The following is a 25,506-nucleotide window of genomic DNA, read 5'->3' on the forward strand; positions in this document are numbered from 1 at the left end:
CCAGCCGCCCGTCCTGCTATTCTCCAAAACAATCCGCAGCCCCGTGGCCGCCCGCGCCTCGCAGCCGGGTAGGAATGCGGCCCGGCTTGCCCGCCGCGATCGCGTCGGGACTTGCGTGGTGCACCCGCAGAGATGCACCCGCATGAGAGGAGCGTTTCACGGCGGATCGGCGATTGCAAGACGGCTTGGATCAGCCGATCAGCTCGTCCTTGCGAAGCTGCGAGATCAGCCCGGCGCGCCGCAGCGTCGGCACCGGATAAGCCGGATCGTTGAGGAAACGGTCGAGGGTGAAATCAGGCTCCAGCGCCTGAATCTGGCGCATGTAGCGTTGCGCCCCCTTGATGTCGCCGGCGTGGGCGCACAGCACCACAAGCTGCCGCTTGGGGGTGATGAACCCGGGCGCGGCACGGCTGGCACGGGCGGCGGCAAGCCGCGCCTCGTCGAGCTTGCCGGCCGAAATGCAGATCAGCGTGTGAAACAGATCCCAGAGGTGGCTGAGATCATCGTCCGGCTCCGAGGCCCGCGCCGCGATCGACAGCCGGTAGGCTTCGGCCGGATTGCCCAGCGTGCTGTGCGCCAGCGCCAGCGTCTGCTGCGCGAACAGGTTGTACTGATTGAATTTCATCGCCTGCATCGCGAGATCGGCGGGGGCTTCGGGATCATGCTGCAACCCGATCCGGGTCAGCGCCACCAGCGAGATCGCCAGCGCATTGTCGGGCGCGCTTTCCAGCGCCTGGGTGATCAGCGCATCGGTCTCTTCGCGGTCGGCGGGGCCGCTGCCGTGTCCGGTCTCGAGCAGTTGCGCCATGCGGACATAGGCCTGCCAGGCGAGGTAGACACCATTGCCGTCAGCTTCATGGGCGCGGCGGAAAAACTGGTTCGCCTCTTGCAGCGAAACCTTGTCGAATTGCGCCAGCTTGCGCATGCCGAGGCTGCCATACCCGGCCGCGGCGGCTTCGGGCCGGTCGAGCGGCACCATGGCGGGCAACCGGTGCAGGATGCGCGCGGCGGCGGAATGGGCCAGCCCGGTGACGGTCTCGGCGCTGATCATCTCGGTCACCGGCCCGGCCATGCTGCGATAGTCCGAAAACATCACCCGCCCGTCGCTGCCGTTCTCCACCCGCAGGAAAGCCACCGCGCGGCCGCCGTCCTCGGCCACGTCGCAGCGCACCTCGATATCGGGAAGCAGGTCGGCCGGCATCTTGTCGCCCCAGGCAAAACGCACCACGGAGAAGCGCTCTTCGAGGCTCTTGGCGACCTGATCGGCGAGGATCTGGCCGGTGATGCGTTCCGCCGCCGGCCCTTCGCCGGCGGGCGCCGAGCGTACCACCAGCCCGACGCTGCCGCGCGGCCGGATGATCTGGGCCATCGACACCTCGGCGGGCGGCGCATGGCGGCGGATCAGATCGGCCTTCCATTTGGTAAATTCGGGGTCGCGGACGGTCAGCCCCTCAAGCATCTCGCGATCGGCCCGCGGCAATCCCCCCGCCGGATCGAGGTCGGTGCGGATGCGCCCAGGCTCGAGCCAGACGTTCAGCCGGCTGGCCTCGAAGATCGTCTCGTCATCAGGCAGAGCGGCGCGGATCTGGCTCAGGGTCTGGCGCAGGCTGCCGCTGGCCTGGGTCTGCGAGCGGTCGCTCCAGAGTTTGCCCTCGAGCCAACGCCGCCCTCGCCGCATGTCCTGCGCCGCCGCCAGCAGCGCCAGAACCGCGCGCGCCTTGGACCCGCGCGGTGTGACATCGCGGCCGTCAGGCGCCTGCATCGAGAAGGTGCCAAAGAATCTGATTTCGTAAACGCCCGCCATCCGTCCGCCCCCATTTTGCGGTCTAGATGACTGTTGTTACACACTTCTGCCAAGAGGCCCACGCGCTTCAATCGTGAAAAAATCGTGAAATCGCACAACTTCCGGTCGCTGGCGAGGGCAGGATGTGATCCCTGCGTTGCTGCCCGCGCAATTTTGCGCGGCAGTTTCATCCCCGTGCCAGGCCAAGGTCAAGCCCGCATGCGGTCGTTTCCGGGATCGTACATCGGCCGCAGCGAAACTTCGGCCGGCACCCGCTGCCCGGCGACGTCGATCTCGTAGCGCGAGGCCTTGACCTCGGCCGCGCTTTCGCCGGCGCAAGGAACATACCCCAGCCCGATGGCGCCGCCCAGATGGTGGCCATAGGCACCCGACGACAGGTAGCCCACGATCTTGCCGTCGCGCAGGATCGGCTCGTTGTGATAGAGCAGCGGCTCGGGATCGGTCAGGCGGAACTGAAGCAGGCGCCGGTCGAGCCCGGCCTCCTTCTTGCGCAGCACCGCGTCGCGGCCGATGAACGCCGGTTTGGCGGACTTGACCGCAAACCCGAGGCCCGCCTCGAGCACGTGATCCTCGCAGGTGATGTCGTGGCCGAAGTGGCGAAAGGCCTTCTCGATCCGGGCGCAATCCATCATGTGCATGCCGCAGAGCTTGAGCCCGTGGTCCGCCCCCGCCGCCCGCAGCGTTTCAAACACATGCGCCGCCATGTCCGAGCTGACGTACAGCTCCCAGCCCAGCTCGCCGACGTAAGAGACGCGATGCGCCCGCGCCAGCCCTAGGCCGATTTCGATCTCCTGCGCCGTGCCGAAGGGGTTGACCGCGTTCGAGAAATCATTGGGCGAGACCGATTGCAGCAGCGCCCGGGCGTTCGGCCCCATCACCGCCAGCACGCCTTCGGCGGCGGTCATGTCGGTGATCGTGGCACGGTATTCGCCCTGGTGGCGGCGCAGCCAGGTCTCGTCGGCCAACCGTGTGGCCGCCGGCGTGACCACCAGATACGCGGTCTCGGAGAGGCGGGTGACGGTGACATCGGCCTCGATCCCGCCGCGCGCATTGAGAAACTGGGTATAGACGATGCGGCCCGCCGGCACCGACATGTCATTGCCGCAGACATGGTTGAGAAAGGCCTCGGCATCCGGCCCCTCGACGCGCAGCTTGCCGAAAGAGGTCATGTCGTACATGCCGACAGAGCTGCGCACCGCGGCCACTTCATCGGCGACATTGTCGAAGAAATTCTGCCGCTTCCAGGAATATTCGTAATCGCGCGCCTGCCCGTCGCGGGCGAACCAGTTGGCGCGTTCCCAGCCCGCCAACTCGCCAAAGACCGCGCCTTCGGCGGCCAGATGCGCATGGAAAGGCGTGCGCCGGATACCGCGCGCGGTGGCCTTCTGGCGAAAGGGGAAGTGATCGGCGTAGAGCAGGCCCAGCGTCTCTTTCGACCGCTCGAACAGGTAATGGCGGTTGTTCTGCACCGGCGCCATGCGGGCGATATCGACGTCCCCCAGGTCGAACGGCTTTTCGCCGCTGCCCATCCAGTCGGCCAGCGCCATGCCGGCGCCACCGGCCGACTGGATGCCGACCGAGTTGAAGCCGGCGGCGACCCAGACATTGTCCATGCCAGGACAGAGGCCCAGGTGATAGGCGTCGTCGGGGGTGAAGCTTTCGGGGCCGTTGAAAAAGGTGTGGATGCCGGCCTCGGCCAGCATCGGCAGGCGATTGACTGCCTGCTCCAGGATCGGCTCGAAATGGTCGAAATCCTCGGGCAACTGGTCGAATTCGAAACTGTCGGGAATGCCCGCCATGCCCCAGGGTTTCGACACCGGCTCGAAGGCGCCCAAAAGGATCTTGCCGGCGTCTTCCTTGTAATAGGCGCATTCATCGGGAACCCGCAGCACCGGCAGCTCGCTGAGCCCGGCAATCGGTTCGGACACGATGTAGAAATGCTCGCAGGCATGCAGCGGCACGTTGGTGCCCAGCATCGCGCCCACCTCGCGGCCCCACATTCCGGCGCAGTTGATGACATGTTCGCAGGCGATATGGCCCTGGCTGCCGTCCTCGGCCTGCCAGTCGACGCCGGTGATGCGGCGGCCCGTGCGGGTGACGCCGGTGGCCTTGGTGCGCTCGGCGATCACCGCGCCGCGCTGGCGCGCGCCCTTGGCCAGCGCCAGCGCGATATTGCCGGGGTCGCCCTGCCCGTCCTTCGGCAGATAGACGCCGCCGACCACATCCTCGCGGTTGAGATGGGCATACCGCCGGCCGATGTCGTCCGGGCCGATCTCTTCGATCTCGACCCCGAAGGCGCGCGCCATGCCGGCGGACCGGGCCAGTTCCTCCATCCGTTCGCCGGTCAATGCCACGGTGATCGACCCGACCCGCTTGAAGCCGGTGGCAACGCCGGTCTCTGCCTCGAGCGCGCCATAGAGCTCCTGACTGTATTTCGCCAGCTTCGTCATGTTGGCGGTGGCGCGGAGCTGGGCGATCAGCCCGGCGGCATGCCATGTGGTGCCCGAGGTGAGTTGTTTGCGTTCAAGCAGCACGACGTCTTTCCAGCCCAGCTTGGTCAAGTGATAGGCGACGGAACAGCCGATGACACCGCCACCGATGATGACGGCGCGGGCGTGAGCGGGAAGATGCGGCATGGGGCAGACTTTCCTGGCAGGCCGGGCCTCGCGGGGCGCGTCCCCGGACCCGGAAAGAGTTGGAACGGGTGAGGGTTCAGACGATGCTGTGGCCTTCGGTTTTCAGGCGGCGGGCGATCTCGGCGATATGGGCGGGGCTGACCTCGCAGCAGCCGCCGATGATGGTGGCGCCCTGGGCAACCCAGCGCAGGGCGTGCCGGGCGTAGATTTCCGGCCCCATGTCGCGGCGCGGCGCCAGCGCGTCGACGGTGGGATTGGCCTTGAGGAACTCCTTGGTGATCTGCGTGAAGCCGTTGGCATAGGCGCCCGTCGGCAGCCCCGCCCCGGCCATGGCATCCAGCGCCGCGGGCATCGCCTCTGGAGCCGAGCAATTGGCCAGCACGGCGGCGGCGCCCTCGCCGACGGAGATCCGGGCGACCTCGGTGACCGGCTCGCCCGAGCGCAGCCGGCTGCCGTCCTCGTCATCCACGGTGCAGGCCAGCCAGACCGGCTTGCCCCCCGGCACCGTCGCGGCGAGGATGTCACGGGCATGGGCCAGAGAGGCGACGGTTTCGCAGAGGATCAGGTCGACCCGCGGAATGTGCAGCGCCGCGATCTCGCGATAGATCGCCACGGCCGCATCCGACGCCGGATGCAGATCGGGGCGGTAGGAGGCGCCGATCGGGCCGATGGCACCGGCAATGCGGCCCGCACCATGCGCCCGGCGCGCGGTCTCGGCCTCGTGCAGGGCCCGGTCATGCAGCGCGGCGAACTGCGCTTCGATGCCGGCCTGGGTCAGCCGATCACGCAGGATGGCATAGCTGTTGGCAGTGGCGACGGTGGCGCCCGCGGCAAAGAAATCGGCATGCACCTGCGCCACCAGGCCGGGATGGTCGCGCATCACCTGGGTCGACCAGAGCGGCGTCGGCCGGTCTCCGGCGCGGTGCACCAGCTCCTGGCCCATGCCGCCGTCGAGGAGGGTGATCCGGCTCATCGTGCCACGCCTCGGCCGGGGTGGGTGCGGCAGGCCGGGCATTCTGCGGCGCCGCCTCTGTCCCCGCGCGCGAGGACACTCCCGAGGGCAATTGGACACAAAAGAAAGGCCGGATCGGTCATGCGCGGATTCTTTCGTTCCTGGGGTCCCAGAGGCCGCCGACCGGGTGAACCCGGGCGGGACAACGTGTGCCGAAAATATCGACTTCGATCTCGCTGCCCGGCGCGGTCAGATCGCTGCGCAGCATCGCCAGCGCGACCGAGCCGCCGACCCGATGACCCCAGTCGCCCGAGGTGACCTCGCCGACCACCTCGTCGCCTTTCCACAGGGTCGCCATGTAAGGCGCGTCGCATTCCCCGGCATCGATTTGCAGCGAGACGCAGCCTTTGACCGAACCCTGCTGTTTCTCTGCCGCCAGGGCTGCCTTGCCGGGAAACTCCTTGGACCAGTCGATAAAGCGGTCCAGCCCGCCTTCGAGCAAGGTGTAATCGGTCGACAGATCGCCCTTCCACGCCCGATAGCCCTTTTCCAGTCGCAAGGCATTGAGAGCGAACATGCCGAAGGGCTTTGCCCCGGCTTTGGTGACGGCATCCCAGATCGTCGGCGCGTCCTCGGTGGCGCAGTGGATTTCCCAGCCCAGCTCGCCGGCGAAGGAAACCCGGAGCAAGGCGCAGGGCCTGCCCGCGACCGCGCCTTCGAAACTGGCCGAAAGCCAGGGTTTCGTCAGGTCGTGATCGGTGAGCGGCCCGAGGATCTCGCGCGCCTTCGGGCCGGTGACCAGCAGGCATTCGACCGCGTCGGAATGATCGGTCACGGTGATGCCCTCGGGCGCCTGCCGCCAGAGCAGCTCGGCGTCGTGCCACTGCGCCACCGCGGCGGTGATCAGCCCGACGTCATCGGGCCCGTGCACCATTGCCGTCATCTCGGTCAGGATCCGGCCGCGTCCATCGGGGAAATAGCAAAGCCCGACCCGGCCTTCGCCAGGCAGCCGCGAGGCGGTGAGACTATCGACGTAATCGCGCGCGCCGGGGCCCTCGACCTTGAGCCGGGTAAAGCCCGAGATCGCGAGAATGCCGCAGTGATCGCGCACCGCCTCGCATTCCTCCTGCACCCGCGGCGCCCAGGGGCCGGAGCGGGCCCAGGTGTGGGTGGCCTCTTCGGAGGTGTCGTCGCCGGGTTTGGCAAACCAGTTCGCCCGTTCCCAGCCGTTGTAATCGCCAAAGACCGCCCCCGCCGCTTGCAACCGGCCATGCAACGGCGACAGCTTGCGGTCGGGTGCGGCGGGCCAGCGATGATGCGGGAAATGCATGGCATATTCGTGGCCATAGACCTCCATCGCCTTGGCCTGGCAATATGCCGGATCGGTGTAGTCGGTGAAACGGCGCGGATCGACGGCCCACATGTCCCATTCGGTCTGGCCCTCGGTGACCCATTCCGCCAGCACCTTGCCGGCGCCCCCCGCCTGGGTGATGCCGAAGGTGAAGACGCAGGCCTCATAGGCCTCCGGCACGCCGGGCATCGGGCCGATCAGCGGCAGCCCGTCGGGGGTATAGGGGATCGGCCCGTTGATGACACGGCCGACACCGGATTGCCCGAGAAGGGGCACCCGCGCCATGGCGTCCTCGATATACCATTCCAGCCGTTCGAGATCGTCGGGGTAGAGCTGGAACGAGAAATCCTCGGGCATCGGATCGTCGGGCGTGACCCAATGTGCCTTGCAGTTGCGCTCGTAGGGGCCGAGGTTGAGACCGAATTTCTCCTGCCGCAGGTAATACGAGCTGTCGACGTCGCGCAGGAGCGGCAGCTTGCCGTTCTCCTGCGACCAGGCCTCGAGTTCGGCCACCGGCTCGGTGAGGAAATACTGGTGGCTCATCACCGTCATCGGCACGCTGCGCCCGCCATAGGGTTTGAACCATTCCCCCACCCGCTGGGCATAGTAACCAGCGGCGTTCACCACCTTTTCGCAGGTGATGTCGCCTTTGTCGGTGTGCACGACCCACTGGTCGTTGCTGCGGCTCACACCGGTCGCCGGGCAGAATCGTTCGATCCGCGCCCCGGCCTGGCGGGCGCCCCGCGCCAAGGCCTGGGTGAGCTGTGCCGGGTCGATATCGCCGTCGTCCGGATCATAGAGCGCGCCCGCCAGATCGTGGGTTTCCATGAAGGGATAGCGGTCTTTTAGGTCAGAGACCTGCATCATCTCGAGCGAGAGGCCCTGGTAGTTGCCCATGCTGCACGCGCGCTCGAACTCCATCATCCGTTCCTTGCCGTGCCCCAGCCGGATCGAGCCGGTGACATGATAGTTCATCGGGTAATCCACCTCGTCCGACAGGCGGCGATAGAGCTCCAGCGAATAGCGCTGCATGTTCATCACCGCCCAGGAGGTGGAGAAGTTCGGGCAATTGCCCGCCGCATGCCAGGTGCTGCCAGCGGTTAGCTCGTTCTTTTCCAGCAGCACAACCTCCCAGCCCGCCTTGGCGATGTGATAGGCGCAAGAGGCGCCGACGGCGCCGCCGCCGATGATGACCACGCGGGCCTGGGTGGGAAAATCGCTCATGGTTCGGTCCTGTGCTTGTCGGTTTCAGTAGACCGGCGGGGCAATCACCCAGATTGCCACCGCCGGCTCGTCATAGGGGTTGATCCAGCGAAACGGCTCGCCACGGATGCGAAAGCTGTCGCCCGGCTCCAGCGTGAAGCGGCGCGCGCCGATCTCGAGATCGAGCCTGCCGGTGATCAGATACCCCACCTCCTGGGTCGGGCGGCGGACGGTCTCGCCGATCTCGCTCCGGGGCAGAAAGGTGGAATGCACCATCTCGAAATCATCGGTCAGATCGGGCGAGAGCAGCTCTTCCACCAGCCCGGCCGCGCCGGAACCCAGCCGCCGCCGGGCATCGCGGCGCACCACCAGGCCGGCTTCTTCGGCGGGAATCGGCGTATGGCCGAACAACATCGAGATCGGCGCCTCAAGCACCGCGCCGATCTGGCGCAGATCGTCGATCGAAGGCTCCGAGAGATCGCGTTCGACCTGGCTCAGCCAGCCCACCGACCTTTCGAGCCGCGCCGCCAGTTCGGCCAGAGTCAGCCCCCGCGCCCGGCGCAAAGCGCGCAGGTCGGCCCCGAGGCTCTGACTGTTGGTGCTGTGATGGTCCATCGGCCTTCCCGTGCGAACGATCCCGGTGAAAATCCGGGCCTGTTTTTCACGGTGAACCGAGTCGTGAAATTTCGCAAGAAAATTTCACGCCGCGCTGCGGCGCTCAGACTTGGCCGAAAACCTGCGTCAGCAGGCCGGCCAATCCCCGGGCATCCGCTTGCGTGAAGGCCGCCGGCCGGTCGCTGTCGATGTCGAGCACGCCGATCAGCCGGCCATCGCCGCGCCGGACCGGCAACACGATTTCCGACCGGGTCGACGTGGCGCAGGCGATGTGGCCGGAAAAATCCTCCACATCCTCGACAAGCTGCACCTCGCCGGTCCGCGCCGCCGCACCACAGACCCCGCGCGAAAATGGAATGGTCAGGCAGCCATGGCCGCCCTGATAAGGCCCGATCTTGAGCACCTCCGGCCCGGTCACGCGGTAGAATCCGGTCCAGTCGAAGCGGTCGTCGGCGTGATGCAGCTCGCAGGCCATTGTTGCCATGAGCGCGACCTCGTCGCTTTCCCCTTCGGTCAAGGCGGCAAGCGTCTTGGAAATCTCGGAATACTCAATGCGTGTCATCGCGTGCGCCCCGGCTGTCACAAAAGAGCCGCAGGGCTCTTTTTCTGTTCGATAGTACCCTCAGCGGAAGGCCGCAGGCCGGGGGGCAAAGCCCCCCGTACCCGTCGTCTCAGATCTCTTTCTTCAGCGCGTCGACCAGATCGGTCTTTTCCCAGCTGAAGCCGCCGTCGGCCTCCGGCTCGCGACCGAAGTGGCCATAAGCCGCGGTGCGGGCATAGATCGGCTTGGCGAGGTCCAGGTGCTCGCGAATGCCGCGCGGCGTCAGGTCCATCACCTTGGGGATCGCCCGTTCGATCGCTTCGACATCGGCCTTTTCGGTGCCGAAGGTGTCGACGTAGATCGACAGCGGCTTGGCCACGCCGATGGCATAGGAAAGCTGCACGTTGCACTTGTCGGCCAGACCGGCCGCGACGACGTTCTTGGCGACGTAGCGCGCGGCATAAGCCGCCGAACGGTCCACCTTGGTCGGATCCTTGCCGGAGAATGCGCCGCCGCCGTGCGGGGCGGCGCCGCCATAGGTGTCGACGATGATCTTGCGGCCGGTGAGGCCGGCGTCCCCATCCGGGCCGCCGATCACGAAGGTGCCGGTCGGGTTGACCCACCATTCGGTTTCCTCGGTGATCCAGTCGGCGGGCAGCACTTCGCGGATGTAGGGCTCGACGATGGCGCGGATGTCGGCGGATTTCTGGTATTCGCTCTCGTGCTGGGTCGAGAGCACGATCGAGGTCACGCCCACCGGCTTGCCGTCTTCATAGCGCACCGAGATCTGCGATTTCGCGTCCGGGCGCAGGGTCGGCTCATCGCCGGATTTGCGCGCCTCGGTCAGCCGGCGCAGGATGGCATGGGCGTATTGGATCGGCGCCGGCATCAGCTCGGGCGTCTCGTTGGCGGCATAACCGAACATGATGCCCTGGTCGCCGGCCCCGTCCTTGTCGACACCCTGCGCGATATGCGCCGATTGCTCGTGCAGGAAGTTCAGCACGTGGCAGGTGTTCCAGTGGAACTTCTCCTGCTCGTAGCCGATCTCGCGGATACAGTCGCGGGCGATCTGGCCGATGCGGCCCATGTAGTTCTTGAGCAATTCCTGATCGGTCAGCCCGACCTCGCCGCCAATGACGACAAGCCCCGAGGTGGCGAAGGTTTCGCAGGCGACGCGGGCCATCGCATCTTCGGCCAGCAGCGCGTCAAGCACGGCGTCCGAGATTCGGTCGCAGACCTTGTCGGGGTGCCCTTCCGAGACGGACTCGGAGGTGAAAATGTAGTTCTGACGAGACATTGGGATTGCTCCATTGATTGCCGGCGTCACGCCAGGAAGCCGTTGTGACGCCCGAATGAATTGACGCGCTATGCCGCGCCGGGGGCAAGGTCAACCAGGAATGCGCCGGCGCCGCGCGATTGCGGCAAGTCCGAGAGCAATCAGCAACACCAGCAGCGGCATGTCGCCCGTCCGGGCATAAGGCGTGGGCGGCAGCGCGGGGGGCAGCGCCGCGTCGAAATAGCCGGCCGCGTTCAGCGGCAGCGCCTCGACGATGCGGCCCTTGGCGTCGATCACCGCCGAGACGCCGGTATTGGCTGCGCGCACCAGCGGCAGCCCGGTCTCGATGGCGCGCATCCTTGCCTGTGCCAGATGCTGATAGGGCCCGGTATGGGCGCCGAACCAGGCGTCATTTGTGAGCTGGATCAGCACGTCCGGGCGCGGCCGGTAGCGGGCATATTGCGGAAAGACCGCCTCGTAACAGATCAGGGGCAAGGCCTGGGCAAAGCCGAGGTCGAGCAACGCCGGACCGGGGCCCGCCGCATAGCCGCTCTCGACCCGCGCGGCGAGACCGGTGATGCCGAGACGCTGCCAGAAGCCGGGAAAGGGCATGTATTCGCCGAACGGCACCAGGTGATGCTTGTCATAGACCTGCCCGGCACGGCCCTCTGCGTCCGCCAGCACGGCGGAGTTGTAGAACGCCCGCCCTTCGGCCCGCTGGATGCCCAGCAGCAGCGGCACGCCCCCCACCTGCTCGGAAATATAGGCCAGAGTCGGCGCCGCATCCTCGAGCAGCACCGGCACCGCGCTTTCCGGCCAGAGGATCAGATCGGGCCGCGGGCCCTCGGCCGAAAACGCCACCATGCGATTGAAAAAGACCGGGATCATGTCGGGATCCCATTTCTGATACTGCGGTGCATTGGGCTGGATCAGACGCAGCACCGGCGCCGCCTCGGACGTCTCTGGCAGCACCCGGGCCTCGAGCGTCACCGCCGCATACCACAGCAGCGTGCCCAGCCCGACGGTGAGACCGAAGACCCGGCCGGCCTTGAGCAGCGGCAGCGAGACCGTGAGGCGCTGCCAGAGCCAGACCGGCAGGGCCGCCATGGCAAGGGTCAGGGCCGTCAGGCCGTAGGGGCCGATCCAGGCCGCCAGCTGGGCAAAGACCGTCTCGATCCAGATGTAGCCCGGCAGCGCCCAGGGAAATCCGGTCAGAACATAGCCCCGCGCCAACTCCACAGCGGCCAACCCGAGGGCAAGGCGCAGCGGCCCGCCGCCCAGCCGCGCCGCGCCCCAGAAGGCCAGCGCCCAGAACAGCGCCAGCCCGCCGGCAAGGCCGATCAGGCCGAAGGGTGCCATCCAACCGTAGGTCTCCGGCTCGACGAGAAAGGGCTCGACGATCCAGTTCAGCCCGGCGGCGAAATAACCGGTGCCGGCGAACCAGCCGAGGACGGCCGCCCGGCGCGGCGCCATCGGCTCACTGGCGAGGGCGAAAACGCCGATCAGCGCGACAAAGCCCAGCGCCGCCCAGCCCAGAGGCGCCAGGCCGGTGGCGGCAAGCGCGCCCAGCAAGGCGGCGCAGAGCCGCTGACGCCAGGGATGCCGGCGAAGCCCTCGGGCCAGGCCCTGCGCCATGCCATCTGCCGGAGCTGCCGGCATCGCTAGGAGGCGTCCGCGACGGGGGGCTGACCCACACCGTTTCGTGCCAGCGCCTGGAGCCGCACCCGCAGCCGCTTGATGCGGCGCGGATCGGCGTCCACCACCTCGAATTCGGGCCCGTCGGGATGCGGCACCATCTCGCCGCGCGCCGGCACATGGCCGGCCAGCACGAAAACCAGCCCGCCGAGGGTGTCGATCTCTTCGGCGTCGACCTCGTCGGTGGCGGTGAGATCCATGCCGATCTCGGCCTGGAACTCATCCAGCGGGGTCTTGGCCAGGGCCAGGTAAGTGCCGGATTTCTCTACCGTCCAGAGCTTGTCCTCGTCGAGATCGTGTTCGTCCTCGATCTCGCCGATCACCTGTTCGATCAAGTCCTCGATGGTCACCAGCCCGTCGACGCCGCCGTATTCGTCGATCACCAGCGCCATGTGGCGGCGCTCGGCCTGCATCTTGGTGAGCAGCACGCCGATCGGCATCGAAGGCGGCACATAGAGCAGCGGCCGCAACATCGCCTTGAGCGAGAATCGCCCGCCCTTACCGTTGAAGCCGTGCTTGAGGGCAAAATCCTTGAGGTGGACCATGCCGACGGGCGTGTCGAGCGTGCCGTTGTACACCGGCAGCCGCGACAAACCGCTGTCGCGAAAGACATCGACAAGATCGTCGCGGGTGATGGTGATCGGCACGGCGACGATATCGGCCTTGGGGATGGCCACGTCCTCGACCGCGAGGCGGCGGAGGTTGATCATGCCGTGGGTCTGTGGCAGCGGCGCCGGGAGGTTGGCGCGAAGGTCTGCCGCTTCGTCGGTGTCCGACGGGCGCAACACCTGGAACATCCTGCCAAAGAGGCCGGGACGCTGGGGTGTGTCTGTGTCGAGGTCGGGAAGCGCGCTTTGCGCTGCCTTAGAGCTGGGGTCTATGTCGTCCATCAATCTGTCCGTTGCGGGCCTGACGGGCCCTGATCGCTCCTATATGGGTCTGAAATACCCAGTTTGCCAAGTATGGCACGTTCATGTGCCTCCATCACAGTGGCATCCTTGTCGCGGATATGGTCAAACCCGAGCAAATGTAACACCCCATGCACCATCAGATGGGTGACATGAGCGGCAAATGGCTTGTCCTGCTCTGCCGCCTCGCGCTGGCAGGTCTCCCAGGCGATGGCGACATCGCCGAGGTGATGCGGATCGGCTTCGTCGCCCGGTTCCGGCGCCTCGGGGGCGGCGCCCGCCGCTTCGGGGGCCAGATCCTCATCGGGCCAGCTCAGCACATTGGTGGGCCGGGGCTTGCCGCGGAAATCGGCGTTGAGCACGGCGATGCGGGCGTCGTCACAGGCCAGAACGGCAATCTCGTATTCCGCCGCCCTGTGGCCGAGATGCGCCAGAGTCGCCGCCGCGGCGGTTTCGGCCAGCGTCTCGAGGCCGGCCTCCTGCCAGCGGTCGTCTTCGAAGATGGTTTCGGTGAGCATATGGCTGATCGCCGGGGCGCTGCCCCGGACCCCGCGGTATTTTCAAACAGAAGAAGACGGATGGGCGGTGCCCGCCCGGCGGCCGGTCACGGCGTCTCGGCATCCTTGTCATAGGCCTCGATGATGGCGGCAACCAGCGGATGGCGGACCACGTCCTTGGCGGTGAAATAGTTGAAGGCAATCTTGGGGATGGTCTTGAGCAGCCGTTCGGCATCGGCCAACCCCGATTGCACGCCGCGCGGCAGGTCGACCTGGGTGCGGTCGCCGGTGATCACCATGCGCGAGCCTTCGCCCAGACGGGTGAGGAACATCTTCATCTGCATCGAGGTGGCGTTCTGTGCCTCGTCGAGCACTACGAAGGCATTAGCGAGCGTCCGGCCGCGCATGAAGGCCAGTGGCGCGATCTCGATCTTCTTTTCCTCGATCAGCTTGCCCAACTGCTTGGCCGGAAGGAAATCGTTCAGCGCGTCATAGAGCGGCTGCATGTAGGGATCGACCTTGTCCTTCATGTCGCCGGGCAGGTAGCCGAGCTTTTCGCCGGCCTCGACCGCCGGGCGCGACAGGATGATCCGGTCGACATGGCCGTTGATGAACATGTTCACCCCGACGGCCACCGCGAGATAGGTCTTGCCGGTGCCGGCGGGGCCGATGCCAAAGGCCAGCTCTTTTTCGAACAGGCTCTGCACATAGGCCTTCTGCGCCTCGGTGCGCGGCTCGACCAGCTTCTTGCGGGTCTTGATCTCGACCGCGCCCTTGGGAAACATGTCGAGCTGATCGCCGTCGCGGGCGCCGGTGGCCTCGGCGGGGCCGCCCATGCGCAGCTCGCGGTCGATGTCGGCGGGCTCGACCGGGCGGCCGGCTTCGAGCCGCTCGTAAAGCGCGGTGAGCACGGCGGCAGCCTGGTCGCGAGCCTCGGTCTCGCCAATCACGGCAAGCTGGTTGCCGCGGCGCAGAATCTGCACCGATAGCCGCGCCTCGAGCGCCGCGAGATTGGCGTCGAATTCACCGCAGAGGTCGATCAGCAGGCGATTGTCGGGGAACTCAAGCACCGTCTCCTGTAGGGTGTCAGGGGTGATCGGGTCGTCGAGATGCGGTGCGCTCAAGGGGGTCTCCGTCGTGTATCCAGGTCGAGCGTGGCCGAGTGTGCGGGGCTTGGCAAGGGGGCGGATGGAAATGTCATTGCCGGGTCACGAAAAACAGCCGCGGAGCGGTTCCGCGGCTGTCGGCTTCGTCAGGCGCCCTGCCCCGGATCAGTTGGGATCGGCGATCGGCGAGCCGCCCTTGAAATCGCCGGCGGTATAGGTCGGCGGGGCCACGCCCGAGCACACCGGTTTGCCGTAGCGGTCGAGACGGTTGACCTGATAGCCCTCGACGCCATCGTCGGAGATCCAGTGATCGCAGCCGTCGGGATCGACATAGACGCCCCACTTCAGCGATTTCAGCGAATGCGCATTGATTCCGCGGTCGATGGTCTTGTCGGCGGGATAGCCGCGCGGACCTTCGTCACAGGCCGAAACCGCAAAGCCCAGCGTCAGGGCGGCACAGAGTTTGACGATGTTCATATCTCTTGTCCCCTTACTGGAAGCACAGGATTTCGACGCGGCGGTTGCGCGCCATGCCTTCGACCGAGCTGTTCGGTGCGACCGGCGCGGTTTCGCCCATGCCGCGGACATCGGCGATCTTGGCGCCGACCGATTCCGCCACCTTGGCCACGGCGATGGCGCGGTTGTAGCTGAGGCGGAGGTTGTATTCATGGCTGGCGCGGCTGTCGGTATGGCCGACGATGGTATAGGCGAAGGCCGAAGACCCCCGGAAGAACTCTTGCAGCCGGGCGCGGCCGTTGGCGTGAATGCGATAGCTGTCGGTGGCAAAGAACTGATCGGTGTTGACCCGCCCGCAGGGCGTCACGTCGTGGCAGATCGGCGTGCCCTTGCGCGTCAGCCGGTTGGAGGCATAGCCCTCGGCACCGTCATCGGCGGCCCAGACCTCGCAGCCATCCGGCGTGAGCACGATATTGGGTATGTACTGGCCCTGATCGCGCCCCTGTTGCGACGGCGTGTCGCGTGCGAAACCCTGTGCATTGGCCAAAGTGGCCGTCAGCAGGGCGGCCGCGGCAACGGCGGCGCATCCGGTGGCAGCGGCCCGAAAGGCTTTGGTGATTGTGATCCCCACAGCGTCTGTCCCTTGTTCGAAATTGTTTCCCCCAGAGATCCCGGCACGAGAATCGCTGCACCGGGACCTGAACTCATTTGACATCAACACATTAGCAAACAATTGATAGGTGTGAAGGAGAAAATCCAGATATTGCGGTGACTTGCGGGTCATGCCGCTATATCGTCCATTGCCGCCGGGTTCGGTCGCAGAATAGTGCAAAGATTCTCAGGCGGTTAGACAACCGTGACGAGATGTTCATCATCGGCCGCTGGCGCGCCCACACCACAGGATTGCGCAGAAAGACAGGACAATCGCCATAAAATGGCGTGTTTGGCGCGCTGCGGGCAACAAAGTTAAAAATTTCTTTTGAAAATCTTAACGGACCGGTACTCTGCCGCACAGTCTCGTTGAGATGCGCTGGATGGGCTGCCCCGCGAAACCGGGCAGACAGCGTTTGTCTGGGCGTATGCTTGGCCGAAGAATTGGCCTATGATTTAGGTTAGGGTAAACTTATGAAAAAAGCACTTGTACTGGCCGCTGTCTGCGCGGCGCTCGCGGCCCCCGCCATGGCCGGCGGCAAATATCACAAGAAACACAACCGCGAATATGGCCCGACCGACAACACGATCGTCGTGAGCTGCTTTCGCGGTCCGTGGAACGAGGTGATCTGGGATCGTCCGAACGCGGTCTTCGTCGACAGCCTGGTGGCGGTCGGCTACGAATACCCCACCGCACATGCCATTGCCGAGCGGGTCTGCCGCGACAAGGCGCTGGTGGGCAATCCCGAGGGGCTGAAATCGACGATGCGGAACATCTATCGCAACCGCGCCTCGCACCGGAAACACAACTACTGACACCCCGCAGGGGAGCAGGAGATGCAGGGGCGGGCCTCGGTCCGCCCTTTTGTTGTGACGGGCCGGCGGGCCGCGCCGCCTAGATCAAGACGCCTGCGAGGGAATTCGCGGCGCTATCGACGATGCGGACGCGGGCGATCTCGCCCCGGGCGACATTGGCCTTGGCGACATGAACGGCGTGCAGATATTCCGACTTGCCGACCATCTGGCCGGGCAGACGGCCTTCCTTTTCGAACAGCACCGAAACCTCGCGGCCGACCATGGCGTCCTGCAATTCACGCTGCTGCTGATTGATCAGCGCCTGGAGACGCTGGAGCCGGTCGCTCTTGACGTCCTCGGCCACCTGATCGCGCTCGGCGGCCGGGGTGCCGGGGCGGGTGGAATACTTGAAGGAAAATGCGGTGCCGTAGCGGGCGGCCCGGATCAGATCAAGCGTGGCCTGGAAATCCTCTTCGGTCTCTTCGGGGAAACCGACGATGAAATCGCCAGACAGATGCAGATCGGGACGCACCTCGCGCAGCCGGTCGATCAGCTTCAGATAGCTTTCGGCGGTATGGGCGCGGTTCATCCGCTTGAGGATCTTGTCCGAACCGGCCTGCACCGGCAGGTGCAGATAGGGCATCAGCTTGTCACACTCGCCATGCGCCGCGATCAGATCGTCGGTCATGTCGTTGGGATGCGAGGTGGTGTAGCGGATTCGGGCCAGCCCGTCGATCTTGCTCAGGCCCCGGACCAGCCGCGCCAGCGACCAGTCGCCGCCTTCTCCGGCGCCGTGATAGGCGTTGACGTTCTGCCCCAGCAGGGTGATCTCGCGCACCCCGCGATCCACCAGATCGCGGGCCTCGTCGAGCACCTGCGACGCCGGGCGCGAGACCTCGGCGCCGCGGGTGTAGGGCACGACACAGAAGGCGCAAAACTTGTCGCAGCCTTCCTGGACAGTGAGAAAGGCGGTCGGGCCGCGCGCCGCCTTGGGGCGCGATTTCAGCCGTTCGAACTTGTCTTCCTCGGGGAAATCGGTGTCGAGCGCCTTGGCCCCCTCGCGCGTCTTCGCCTCCATCTCGGGCAGGCGGTGATAGCTCTGCGGGCCGACCACCAGATCGACCAGCGGCTGGCGGCGCATGATCTCCTGGCCCTCGGCCTGCGCGACGCAGCCGGCAACGCCGATCTTGAGATCGGGTTTCTCGGCCTTCAGCCCCTTGTAGCGGCCCAGCTCGGAATAGACCTTTTCCGCCGCCTTTTCACGGATATGGCAGGTGTTGAGCAGGATCATGTCGGCGTCGTCCGGCGAAGACGTCTCGACATAGCCCTGCCCGCCCAGCGTCTCGGCCATGCGTTCGCTGTCATAGACGTTCATCTGACAGCCATAGGTCTTGATAAAGAGCTTCTTCGGTTCGGGCTTCAATTCGGACATTGGGGGATTCCTCGGACGCGCGTCTGAGCCGCGTGCCTACATCAAAAGCCCCCTCTCTTGCAATGCACACAAAATTCACCGATTCTCCGGCAAAACGAGGCCGAGATGCAGTATTCGTCGCTTTCCGATTTCCTCGCCCGAGGCAAAGACGCGCTGGCCAGAGGGCCCGTGGCGCTGATCCTCTGCGAGGATGAGGCCGAGGTTGCCTCGACCCTGCGCCACCACCAATATCAGGGCTTCGAGGCGGTCGTGGGGTTCATGCCCTCGCGGATCACCCTGCCCGAGGATCTGGTGGACAGCATTCACCGGGTCGACCACAGCCACGTGCGCGACGGCGGCATCGACACCATCGTCAACGCGGTGATCCCCCGGGCCGGCGATAACTGGGTCTATTACTGCTACAACGCCGAATACCTGTTCTATCCCTTCTGCGAAACACGGACCATCGGCGAGATGCTGGCCTTTCACAGCGAGGAACGGCGGGATGCGATGCTGAGCTTTGTCGTCGATCTCTATGCCGGGGATCTGCGGCGTTTCGGCAATGCCGTCTCGCTCGAGAGCGCGCATCTCGACCGCACCGGCTATTACGCTCTGGCCCGGCCCGATCCCGCGAACAACAATCATCCCAAGGAACGACAGCTCGATTTCCACGGCGGGCTGCGCTGGCGTTATGAGGAACATGTGCCGGCGCACCGGCGCAAGATCGACCGGATCTCGATCTTTCGGGCCCGGCCCAAGCTGAAGATGCGGCCCGATCACACCTTTTCCGACGAGGAATACAACACCTATTCCTGCCCGTGGCATCACAACATCACCGCGGCGGTGGCCTCGTTCCGCACCGCCAAGGCACTCAAGCTCAACCCCGGTTCGACCTATGACATCGCGGCCTTCACCTGGCACAATTCGGTGCCCTTCGAATGGCATTCGCGGCAATTGCTGGATCTGGGGCTGATGGAGCCCGGGCAGTGGTTCTGACCGCTAGTCCGCGTCGCAGAGCCGGTCGGCCTGCATCGCAAGCGCCAGGTCGCCCTCGCCCTTGAGCATACATGTCGCCCGGACCGCATGTTCGCCGGCGGCGCCGGTCACAGTGCAGCGCAGGTCTTGCGCGCGGGTGAGTTCCTCAAGCCCGTCCGTCGCCCTGCGCCCGGCCTCGGTGTCGGGGGCGGCGCAGACCAGGCTGTCGAGCACCACCGGCACGCCGCCCAGCATGAAGGCATTGCCGGCAATCACCGCCTCTACCGGGCCGGTCAGCCTGCGCGGCCCGGCCGGGCTTTCGGATCGGCGCACCGCAACGCGATCCTCGAACATCTCCGGTGCCGGCGCCTGCCGCGGCGCGCTGTCCTGCATCTCTTCCAGCCTTGCGGCACCGGCCATGGCGTCCTGTTGCGCGCGCTCCTTGGCGAGCACCGCCAGCACCGTCGCGACGCCATCATCCAGCATCGCACGGATCTCGGGCGTCTGAAGCACGCCGCGGGTGATCATCAGCGACAGCGCGACAAACAGCAGCCGGATTGTCCAGCGAAAGGCGCGGGACTTCGGCCGGGCAGCGGCGCGCGGCGGTTTCGCGGGCTTGCCCTTCGGCTGGGCCGCGTCGCCCATCATGGCGGTTTTCAGAGCCTGATCTGGTGTCATGGAAAAAAATTAGCCCCGCTCCTTGGCAGGAACGGGGCGTAAAACCTCCAGAGTTGTGGCGATTTATCGAAATTCGCGCATCAGAGGTATTCCGCCTGCGGCATGCCCAGGACGTGAAAGCCGCCATCGACGCGGATGATCTCGCCGGTGGTGCAGGCTCCGGCATCGGAGGCCAGATAGACCGCGGTGCCGCCCACCGCCTCGAGCGTGGCATTGGCCCGCAGGGGCGCGTTCTGATCGGTGTGCTTGTACGTCTTGCGCGCGCCCCCGATGGCCGCGCCGGCCAGCGTCTTCATCGGGCCGGGCGAGATCGCGTTGACGCGAATGCCTTCGGGGCCGAGGTCATTGGCGAGATAGCGCACCGAGGCCTCGAGCGCCGCCTTGGCGATGCCCATCACGTTGTAATTCGGCGTCACCCGGTTCGATCCCATATAGGTGAGCGTCAAGAGCGTGCCGCCGTTCTCTACCATCAGCGGATGCGCCCGGCGGGCCACCTCGATGAAGGAATAGGCCGAAATGTCCATCGAGTTCTTGAAGTTGTCGCGGCTGGTGTTGAGCACCCGGCCGGTCAGCTCGGTCTTGTCGGAAAAGGCAATGGCATGGACCAGGAAATCGATGGTCGGCCAGCGCGCGCCCAGTTTTTCGAAGGCCTGGTCGAGCGAGGCATCGTCGGTGACGTCGACATCGACCAGGAAATCGCTGCCGACCGACGTCGCCAGCGGCTCCACCCGCTTGCCAAAGGCCTCGCCCTGGTAGGAGAAGGCCAGTTCGGCCCCGGCCCCGGCCATCGCCTTGGCGATTCCCCAGGCGATCGAGCGCTCGTTGGCGACGCCCATGATCAGCCCGCGTTTGCCCTGCATGGAATGAGACATCTTCAAATCATCCGTTGTACTTGCTCAGGATCATCGACCCGTTGGTGCCGCCGAACCCAAAGGAATTGGTCATCACCGAATCCAATCCGGCGTTTTCGACCAGCGAAGTGGCGATCTCCTCCGGCTTCAGCGCCGGATCGAGGCTGTCCACATTGATCGAGGGGGCAATGAAATCATGTTCGAGCATCAGCAGGCAGTAGATCGCCTCCTGCGCGCCGGTGGCGCCCTGGCTGTGGCCGGTCATCGATTTGGTCGAGCTGACCGGCGGGGTCGTGCCCTCGCCAAAGACCCGGCGCACGGCTTCGATCTCGCCGACATCGCCCACCGGGGTCGAGGTGCCATGGGCGTTGATGTAGCCCACCTTGCGATCCGCGCCGAGGCTCTGCAATGCCAGCCGCATCGCGCGTTCGCCGCCCTCGCCCGAAGGGGCCACCATGTCATGGCCGTCCGAGGTGGCGGCGTAGCCGGTGACCTCGGCATAGATCTTGGCGCCGCGCGCCTTGGCGTGCTCGAGGTCTTCCAGCACCACGATGCCGCCGCCGCCACCGATGACAAACCCGTCGCGGTCCTTGTCGAAGGCGCGGCTGGCTTTTTCCGGCGCGTCGTTGAATTTCGAGGACATCGCGCCCATCGCGTCGAACAGGCAACTCAGCGTCCAGTCGAGCTCTTCGCCACCGCCGGCGAACATCACGTCCTGCTTGCCCAGCATGATCTGCTCGGCGGCATTGCCGATGCAATGCAGCGAGGTCGAGCAGGCCGAGGTGATCGAATAGTTGATGCCCTTGATCTCGTAGGCGGTCGAGAGATTGGCCGAAATCGTCGAGCACATGGTCTTGGGCACGGCAAACGGCCCGATGCGCTTGGTGGCGCCGGTTTTCAGCACGGTCTGATGGGCCTGCAACATCGCGCTGGTCGAGGGCCCGCCCGAGCCGGCGACAAGCCCGGTGCGCGGGTTCGAGATCACGTCGGCGTCGAGCCCGGCATCGGCAATTGCCTGGCCCATGGCGATATAGGCATAGGCCGCGCCCGGCCCCATGAATCGCAGGGTCCGCTTGTCGACGTGATCTGCGACATCGAGCTTGATATCCCCCGCGATCTGGCTGCGGAAGCCATGTTCTTTCATCTGTTCGTTGGCGGTGATGCCGGATTTTCCGGCCTTGAGCGAGGCGAGGACCTCCTCGACATTGTTGCCGATGGAGGAAACGATCCCCAACCCGGTGACGACGACACGGCGCATGAACGCACTCCCTTTGGCCTGTTGGCGCCCTGTGTAAGACAGGCAGGGGTTTAGGGGCAAGCAGATTGGGCGCCGCCGGCGCAGGCCCCAATGCAACGCGGCGCCGAAGGGTTCCCCGGCGCCGCGCACTGTACTTTCAGGTCCGGCTTAGCCGATGGTCGCACCGTCCTCGCGCCAGACGGCGACGATGGACGAACGCGGGGCGCCTTCGCCGTCGGGCCATGCGCCGCCCGGGTGCTGCACGCCGACAAAGGCCACCGACTTGTCGAGCGAGAAGCACAGGCCGGTCACCTCGGCGCCGTTCGGCACCGTCATGAAGCGGGCGATCTCGCCGGTTTCGGGGTTGCCCACCAGCATCTGGTTGTTGCCCATGCCGGCGAAGTCGCCTTCGTTGTCGTCGTCGCCGTCGGTCTGGATCCAGAGCATGCCGTCGGAGGAAAAGATCATCCCGTCGGGCGAGTTGAACATGTTGCCCTCGGTGATATTCTCCGAGCCGGCATAGGCGTTGTCATACACCGCCGGGTTGCCGGCCATGACATAAAGATCCCAGGTAAAGGCCTCGGCGGCGTGATTGCCGTCTGCCGGGGTCCAGCGTGCGATCTGACCGAAGTTGTTGGTCTCGCGCGGATTGGCGGCGTTGGTCGACATGTCGTCGCCGCCGGCGTTGGTGGCACCTTCGCCCCGACGCGAGTTGTTGGTCAGCGCCACATAGGCCTCGGGTTTCACCGGGTTCACGGCGACCCATTCCGGGCGGTCCATGGTGGTGCCGCCCGCAGCGGAGGCCGCCATGCGGGTGAAGGCGAGGATCTCGGGCAGCGCCATGCCGGTGGTTTCCGGCGTCAGCGCCAGCCATTCGCCCGTCATGTCGTCATTGAACTTGGCGACATAGAGCGTGCCGTCGTTCAGCAGATCGCCGCCGTCCTGGCCTTCTTCCCAGGTGCCGTTCGAGACGTATTTGTAAAGAAACTCGCCGCGCTCGTCGTCGCCCATATAGACAACGACACGGCCGTCAGCGGCCTGGGTCATGGCCGCGTTCTCGTGCTTGATGCGGCCCAGAGCAGTGCGCTTGATCGGGGTCGAGGCCGGATCGGCGGGATCGATCTCGGTCACGAAGCCATGGCGGTGCGGTTCGTTCGGCTCTTGCGAGATGTCGTAACGCGGATCGAAGGTCTCATAGGCGTAGCGGCCTTCGCCACCGATGCCATAGCGGCTGTAGCCCTCGCCTTCCGGCATCTCGCCGGTGGCGCCGAAGTAGCCGTTGAAGTTCTCTTCGCAGGTCAGGTAGGTGCCCCAGAGTGTCCGGCCGGAACCGCAGTTGTTCATCGTGCCCTTGACGGTGCGGCCTTCGGGATCGGCATTGGTCTTGACCAGGTCATGACCGGCCAGCGGCCCTTCGAGGGTCATCTCGGTCTCATGGGTGATGCGGCGGTTCAGCGGGCTGTCCTTGACCACCTCGTAACCGGCGTCGCCCCGGGTCACCTCCATCACCGTGACACCTTGCAGGTTCTTCAGCAGGGTCACCTCGTCGGCGGTCTGCGGCACACCTTCCGAAGCGGCGGGCAGGTTGATCTTGGGGTTCACGTATTCCGAGTTGACGGCGATCACCTCGCGGCCGTCGACCTCGAAGAGCTCCATGCCGTCGGTGTTTTCGCCAAAGACCTTGTCGGACATGTCGACCGACACGCCGGTCTCGGGCGAATAGGCACCATCGGCCTCGGACCAGAGCGCATCGCCCCAGCGAACCAGAACCTTGTGGGCATAGCCGGCGGGCACATGGATCTCGTGGTCGGTGGCTATGCCGATCGGCTCGAAGGCAAACCCGCCGTGACCGGCCGCGCGCGACGCGGTGGTCGACGACAGCAGGCCGGTGCCGAAGACGGCCGCGCCCGAACCGAAGGCGAGCGCGCCGCCAAGAAAGCCGCGGCGCGAAATTGCACGGTCGACGACGGCGTCGAACTGGTTGCCCGCGGGGCGCGGATCGCGCTGTTCGTCGAAGTCATCCCACGAAAGGTCGATGAGCGATTTGTCCACCATGTCAGTAATCCCTTGCTAGACTGTCTGGCTGAGAAGGGCGCCGCCTTTCGGGGCCGCGCCGGTTCGCTCTGCGCCTAAGCCCGGATCGTAACGCTTTTGCGACCGCGCCATGACATTGCGGTTAAGGCACTCGCCATGGCCCGGTCTTACCCTCCTCGCGCACAAAAACGCCGGCTGCGATGCTGCGCAGCCGGCGTCCGACACATCTCGCTGGCGGGCGCCAATCAGCTCTCGCTGAGCGCCACCTTCATGTCCTTGACCTGATAGATCACCTCGCCGTCGGCCTCGACGATGCCATCGGCCACGCCCATGGTCAGCCGGCGGGTCTGCACCGCCTTGGTGAAATCCACCTTGTAGGTCAGCATCTTGCGGTCGGGCCGCACCATGCCGGTCAGCTTGACCTCGCCCACGCCCAGCGCATAGCCGCGCCCCTGCCAGCCGCGCCATCCGAGGTTGAAGCCGGTGAGCTGCCAAAGACCGTCAAGGCCGAGACAGCCAGGCATGATCGGATTGCCGGGGAAGTGGCAGTCAAAGAACCACAGGTCCGGGGTGATGTCGAATTCGGCGCGCACATGGCCCTTGCCGTGTTCGCCGCCATCCGCCGAAACCTCGGTGATCCGGTCCATCATCAGCATCGGCGGTTCCGGCAGCTGCGCATTGCCGGGTCCAAAGAGCTCGCCCCGCGCGCATTTCAGGAGGTCGTCTTTGTCGAAGCTGGTGGGAAAATCGGCCATTCAGGCGCCTTTCTGGAAGGGTCATCACAAGTTTGAACCGGTCTAGCATTCCGCCCGCGACCCATGCAAGGCCACCGCTTTTTCAGCCCATTGGCCGCAAATCAACCGTCCCCGAGGTCAGCTGGACATTGAAAACCATTCGCGAAGGCCCCTATATTGAAACCGTGCATGACAAGCGAGGCATGAGAATGACGTCCCCAGCTTTGGACCGCGGTGCCACCTGGCTCTCTGGCGCGGGCTTGCGCCCGACGCGGCAGCGGTTGACATTGGCGCAGCTGCTGGTGGGCGACGGCAAGAACCGCCATGTCACCGCCGAGAGCCTGTTTTCCAAGGTTCAGGAAGCCGGCGAAAGCGTGTCGCTGGCCACCGTCTACAACACCCTGCGCGCCTTTTGCGACGCCGGGCTGATGCAGGAGGTGACGGTGGATGGCCAGAAAAGCTATTTCGACACCAACACCCACGACCACCCGCATTTCTACTGGGAAGACGACGGCTATCTGACCGATGCCCCGGCCGACCAGCTCAAGATCGTGGCCCTACCCGACGCGCCCGAGGGCGCCGAAATCGCCAGCGTCGACGTGGTGATCCGCCTGCGGCGCAGAGAGGGCTGAGCGCCCCGCCGCCGGCAATTCCCCATCTCGGCCGCAGTTCCGCCGCATTTCGCGTCAAAGCTCGGGATCGGGGACGCGAAATGCCGGAGGACATCATGCCGAAACTCACTCTCAGATCCATCGGATCATGGCTGCTCATGACCGCCATGCTGGCGCTCTTTCTCGCCGCAACCTGGCACCTGGCAATGGGTGTGATGACAACCCGGATCGAAAGCGTGATGGCCGGCGGTTCGATGATGTTCGGCGCGGTCACCCTGGCCTGGCTGCGGCTCTGGCTGGCCAATGCGTTGACCAGAGAGGTCGCCGCGACGCGCCTGCGCTGGGCCAGCGTGATGGACCCCGAGGCGGTCTGACCGCTGGGATATCCCGATCTTCGCTGGTACCCGCGGCCGGACTCGAACCGGCACGGCCCAGGGGCCTGGAGATTTTAAGTCTCCTGTGTCTACCATTCCACCACGCGGGCCAGCG

General features: G+C 65.6%; 23 protein-coding genes, 1 tRNA gene and 1 riboswitch. Of the genes, 4 read left to right on the top strand and 20 right to left on the bottom strand.

Going from position 1 to position 25,506, the window contains the following annotated elements:
- Positions 1-190: 190 nt before the first annotated feature.
- From AC0J5K_RS13670 to AC0J5K_RS13730, 13 genes are all read right to left on the bottom strand, one after another.
- Positions 191-1,804 carry a tetratricopeptide repeat protein gene (locus tag AC0J5K_RS13670; protein WP_074836185.1) on the bottom strand — a complete coding sequence of 538 codons (1,614 nt, stop codon included), beginning with the start codon at positions 1,802-1,804 and terminating at the stop codon, positions 191-193.
- A 188-nt stretch (positions 1,805-1,992) separates the two neighbouring features.
- Positions 1,993-4,440, bottom strand: coding sequence for a GcvT family protein (locus AC0J5K_RS13675; protein WP_274566040.1), 2,448 nt, complete (start codon positions 4,438-4,440; stop codon positions 1,993-1,995).
- 76 nt (positions 4,441-4,516) lie between these two features.
- Positions 4,517-5,413 (bottom strand): homocysteine S-methyltransferase family protein, encoded by an 897-nt coding sequence (locus AC0J5K_RS13680; RefSeq protein ID WP_274566041.1) that lies wholly within the window; start codon positions 5,411-5,413, stop codon positions 4,517-4,519.
- Positions 5,414-5,531: 118 nt separating this feature from the next.
- Positions 5,532-7,967 (bottom strand): GcvT family protein, encoded by a 2,436-nt coding sequence (locus AC0J5K_RS13685; RefSeq protein ID WP_274566042.1) that lies wholly within the window; start codon positions 7,965-7,967, stop codon positions 5,532-5,534.
- A gap of 24 nt (positions 7,968-7,991) precedes the next feature.
- Positions 7,992-8,561, bottom strand: coding sequence for a helix-turn-helix domain-containing protein (locus AC0J5K_RS13690; RefSeq protein ID WP_048532857.1), 570 nt, complete (start codon positions 8,559-8,561; stop codon positions 7,992-7,994).
- Positions 8,562-8,664: 103 nt separating this feature from the next.
- Positions 8,665-9,123 (bottom strand): GAF domain-containing protein, encoded by a 459-nt coding sequence (locus AC0J5K_RS13695; RefSeq protein WP_274566043.1) that lies wholly within the window; start codon positions 9,121-9,123, stop codon positions 8,665-8,667.
- 109 nt (positions 9,124-9,232) lie between these two features.
- On the bottom strand, positions 9,233-10,399 hold the full coding sequence (gene metK, locus AC0J5K_RS13700; protein WP_274566044.1) for a methionine adenosyltransferase: 1,167 nt from the start codon (positions 10,397-10,399) through the stop codon (positions 9,233-9,235).
- A gap of 6 nt (positions 10,400-10,405) precedes the next feature.
- Positions 10,406-10,453, bottom strand: a riboswitch (SAM-SAH riboswitch).
- A gap of 36 nt (positions 10,454-10,489) precedes the next feature.
- A complete protein-coding gene (lnt, locus tag AC0J5K_RS13705) occupies positions 10,490-12,013 on the bottom strand; it encodes an apolipoprotein N-acyltransferase (protein ID WP_274566045.1) in 1,524 nt (507 codons plus the stop codon).
- A gap of 26 nt (positions 12,014-12,039) precedes the next feature.
- Positions 12,040-12,963, bottom strand: a complete 924-nt coding sequence (locus tag AC0J5K_RS13710) for a hemolysin family protein (RefSeq protein WP_274566046.1) — start codon at positions 12,961-12,963, stop codon at positions 12,040-12,042.
- Positions 12,963-13,499 carry an rRNA maturation RNase YbeY gene (gene ybeY / locus AC0J5K_RS13715; RefSeq protein WP_274566047.1) on the bottom strand — a complete coding sequence of 179 codons (537 nt, stop codon included), beginning with the start codon at positions 13,497-13,499 and terminating at the stop codon, positions 12,963-12,965. The genes AC0J5K_RS13710 and ybeY overlap by 1 nt, the downstream gene beginning before the upstream one ends.
- An 86-nt stretch (positions 13,500-13,585) precedes the next feature.
- Positions 13,586-14,602, bottom strand: a complete 1,017-nt coding sequence (locus tag AC0J5K_RS13720) for a PhoH family protein (protein WP_048532864.1) — start codon at positions 14,600-14,602, stop codon at positions 13,586-13,588.
- A gap of 147 nt (positions 14,603-14,749) precedes the next feature.
- A complete protein-coding gene (locus AC0J5K_RS13725; protein WP_274566048.1) occupies positions 14,750-15,061 on the bottom strand; it encodes a hypothetical protein in 312 nt (103 codons plus the stop codon).
- 13 nt (positions 15,062-15,074) lie between these two features.
- Positions 15,075-15,671, bottom strand: coding sequence for an OmpA family protein (locus AC0J5K_RS13730; RefSeq protein ID WP_048532867.1), 597 nt, complete (start codon positions 15,669-15,671; stop codon positions 15,075-15,077).
- A 494-nt stretch (positions 15,672-16,165) separates the two neighbouring features.
- Between AC0J5K_RS13730 and AC0J5K_RS13735 the strand changes: the two genes are divergently transcribed.
- Entirely contained in the window at positions 16,166-16,507 is a 342-nt protein-coding gene (locus AC0J5K_RS13735; RefSeq protein WP_048532868.1) for a hypothetical protein, read from the top strand.
- A gap of 79 nt (positions 16,508-16,586) precedes the next feature.
- Here the strand turns inward: AC0J5K_RS13735 and miaB are convergent, their stop codons facing one another.
- Positions 16,587-17,918, bottom strand: a complete 1,332-nt coding sequence (gene miaB, locus AC0J5K_RS13740; RefSeq protein ID WP_274566049.1) for a tRNA (N6-isopentenyl adenosine(37)-C2)-methylthiotransferase MiaB — start codon at positions 17,916-17,918, stop codon at positions 16,587-16,589.
- 105 nt (positions 17,919-18,023) lie between these two features.
- Here miaB and AC0J5K_RS13745 point away from each other — a divergent pair, with 105 nt between their 5' ends.
- Positions 18,024-18,893 (top strand): hypothetical protein, encoded by an 870-nt coding sequence (locus AC0J5K_RS13745; protein ID WP_274566050.1) that lies wholly within the window; start codon positions 18,024-18,026, stop codon positions 18,891-18,893.
- A 3-nt stretch (positions 18,894-18,896) separates the two neighbouring features.
- Here the strand turns inward: AC0J5K_RS13745 and AC0J5K_RS13750 are convergent, their stop codons facing one another.
- From AC0J5K_RS13750 to fabA, 5 genes are all read right to left on the bottom strand, one after another.
- Positions 18,897-19,550 (bottom strand): hypothetical protein, encoded by a 654-nt coding sequence (locus AC0J5K_RS13750; RefSeq protein ID WP_074836174.1) that lies wholly within the window; start codon positions 19,548-19,550, stop codon positions 18,897-18,899.
- Positions 19,551-19,630: 80 nt separating this feature from the next.
- Positions 19,631-20,422: an enoyl-ACP reductase FabI gene (locus tag AC0J5K_RS13755; protein ID WP_274566051.1), complete on the bottom strand. Its 792-nt coding sequence runs from the start codon at positions 20,420-20,422 to the stop codon at positions 19,631-19,633.
- Positions 20,423-20,429: 7 nt separating this feature from the next.
- Positions 20,430-21,659, bottom strand: a complete 1,230-nt coding sequence (gene fabB, locus AC0J5K_RS13760) for a beta-ketoacyl-ACP synthase I (RefSeq protein WP_074836172.1) — start codon at positions 21,657-21,659, stop codon at positions 20,430-20,432.
- 147 nt (positions 21,660-21,806) lie between these two features.
- Positions 21,807-23,693, bottom strand: coding sequence for a PhoX family protein (locus AC0J5K_RS13765; protein ID WP_274566052.1), 1,887 nt, complete (start codon positions 23,691-23,693; stop codon positions 21,807-21,809).
- Between the two features lie 224 nt (positions 23,694-23,917).
- Positions 23,918-24,427, bottom strand: a complete 510-nt coding sequence (gene fabA, locus AC0J5K_RS13770; RefSeq protein WP_048532875.1) for a bifunctional 3-hydroxydecanoyl-ACP dehydratase/trans-2-decenoyl-ACP isomerase — start codon at positions 24,425-24,427, stop codon at positions 23,918-23,920.
- Positions 24,428-24,615: 188 nt separating this feature from the next.
- On the opposite strand from fabA, the gene irr reads away from it, so the two are divergent.
- Together irr and AC0J5K_RS13780 are read left to right on the top strand one after the other, a co-directional pair.
- On the top strand, positions 24,616-25,038 hold the full coding sequence (gene irr, locus AC0J5K_RS13775) for a Fur family transcriptional regulator Irr (protein ID WP_048532876.1): 423 nt from the start codon (positions 24,616-24,618) through the stop codon (positions 25,036-25,038).
- Between the two features lie 95 nt (positions 25,039-25,133).
- Positions 25,134-25,391, top strand: coding sequence for a hypothetical protein (locus tag AC0J5K_RS13780; protein WP_274566053.1), 258 nt, complete (start codon positions 25,134-25,136; stop codon positions 25,389-25,391).
- 24 nt (positions 25,392-25,415) lie between these two features.
- On the opposite strand, the gene AC0J5K_RS13785 is transcribed toward AC0J5K_RS13780, so the two are convergent.
- Positions 25,416-25,501 (bottom strand) — tRNA-Leu (locus AC0J5K_RS13785).
- Between the last annotated feature and the right edge of the window lie 5 nt (positions 25,502-25,506).

The organism is Marinovum sp. E3 (genome assembly GCF_055755275.1).

What these genes read in the sequence shown, in the direction of transcription:
- AC0J5K_RS13670 (WP_074836185.1), bottom strand. Translation starts at nt 1,804, where the DNA reads ATGGCGGGCGTTTACGAAATCAGATTCTTTGGCACCTTCTCGATGCAG.
- AC0J5K_RS13675 (WP_274566040.1), bottom strand. Translation starts at nt 4,440, where the DNA reads ATGCCGCATCTTCCCGCTCACGCCCGCGCCGTCATCATCGGTGGCGGT.
- AC0J5K_RS13680 (WP_274566041.1), bottom strand. Translation starts at nt 5,413, where the DNA reads ATGAGCCGGATCACCCTCCTCGACGGCGGCATGGGCCAGGAGCTGGTG.
- AC0J5K_RS13685 (WP_274566042.1), bottom strand. Translation starts at nt 7,967, where the DNA reads ATGAGCGATTTTCCCACCCAGGCCCGCGTGGTCATCATCGGCGGCGGC.
- AC0J5K_RS13690 (WP_048532857.1), bottom strand. Translation starts at nt 8,561, where the DNA reads ATGGACCATCACAGCACCAACAGTCAGAGCCTCGGGGCCGACCTGCGC.
- AC0J5K_RS13695 (WP_274566043.1), bottom strand. Translation starts at nt 9,123, where the DNA reads ATGACACGCATTGAGTATTCCGAGATTTCCAAGACGCTTGCCGCCTTG.
- metK (WP_274566044.1), bottom strand. Translation starts at nt 10,399, where the DNA reads ATGTCTCGTCAGAACTACATTTTCACCTCCGAGTCCGTCTCGGAAGGG.
- lnt (WP_274566045.1), bottom strand. Translation starts at nt 12,013, where the DNA reads ATGGCGCAGGGCCTGGCCCGAGGGCTTCGCCGGCATCCCTGGCGTCAG.
- AC0J5K_RS13710 (WP_274566046.1), bottom strand. Translation starts at nt 12,963, where the DNA reads ATGGACGACATAGACCCCAGCTCTAAGGCAGCGCAAAGCGCGCTTCCC.
- ybeY (WP_274566047.1), bottom strand. Translation starts at nt 13,499, where the DNA reads ATGCTCACCGAAACCATCTTCGAAGACGACCGCTGGCAGGAGGCCGGC.
- AC0J5K_RS13725 (WP_274566048.1), bottom strand. Translation starts at nt 15,061, where the DNA reads ATGAACATCGTCAAACTCTGTGCCGCCCTGACGCTGGGCTTTGCGGTT.
- AC0J5K_RS13735 (WP_048532868.1), top strand. Translation starts at nt 16,166, where the DNA reads ATGAAAAAAGCACTTGTACTGGCCGCTGTCTGCGCGGCGCTCGCGGCC.
- miaB (WP_274566049.1), bottom strand. Translation starts at nt 17,918, where the DNA reads ATGTCCGAATTGAAGCCCGAACCGAAGAAGCTCTTTATCAAGACCTAT.
- AC0J5K_RS13745 (WP_274566050.1), top strand. Translation starts at nt 18,024, where the DNA reads ATGCAGTATTCGTCGCTTTCCGATTTCCTCGCCCGAGGCAAAGACGCG.
- AC0J5K_RS13750 (WP_074836174.1), bottom strand. Translation starts at nt 19,550, where the DNA reads ATGACACCAGATCAGGCTCTGAAAACCGCCATGATGGGCGACGCGGCC.
- AC0J5K_RS13755 (WP_274566051.1), bottom strand. Translation starts at nt 20,422, where the DNA reads ATGTCTCATTCCATGCAGGGCAAACGCGGGCTGATCATGGGCGTCGCC.
- fabB (WP_074836172.1), bottom strand. Translation starts at nt 21,659, where the DNA reads ATGCGCCGTGTCGTCGTCACCGGGTTGGGGATCGTTTCCTCCATCGGC.
- AC0J5K_RS13765 (WP_274566052.1), bottom strand. Translation starts at nt 23,693, where the DNA reads ATGGTGGACAAATCGCTCATCGACCTTTCGTGGGATGACTTCGACGAA.
- fabA (WP_048532875.1), bottom strand. Translation starts at nt 24,427, where the DNA reads ATGGCCGATTTTCCCACCAGCTTCGACAAAGACGACCTCCTGAAATGC.
- irr (WP_048532876.1), top strand. Translation starts at nt 24,616, where the DNA reads ATGACGTCCCCAGCTTTGGACCGCGGTGCCACCTGGCTCTCTGGCGCG.
- AC0J5K_RS13780 (WP_274566053.1), top strand. Translation starts at nt 25,134, where the DNA reads ATGCCGAAACTCACTCTCAGATCCATCGGATCATGGCTGCTCATGACC.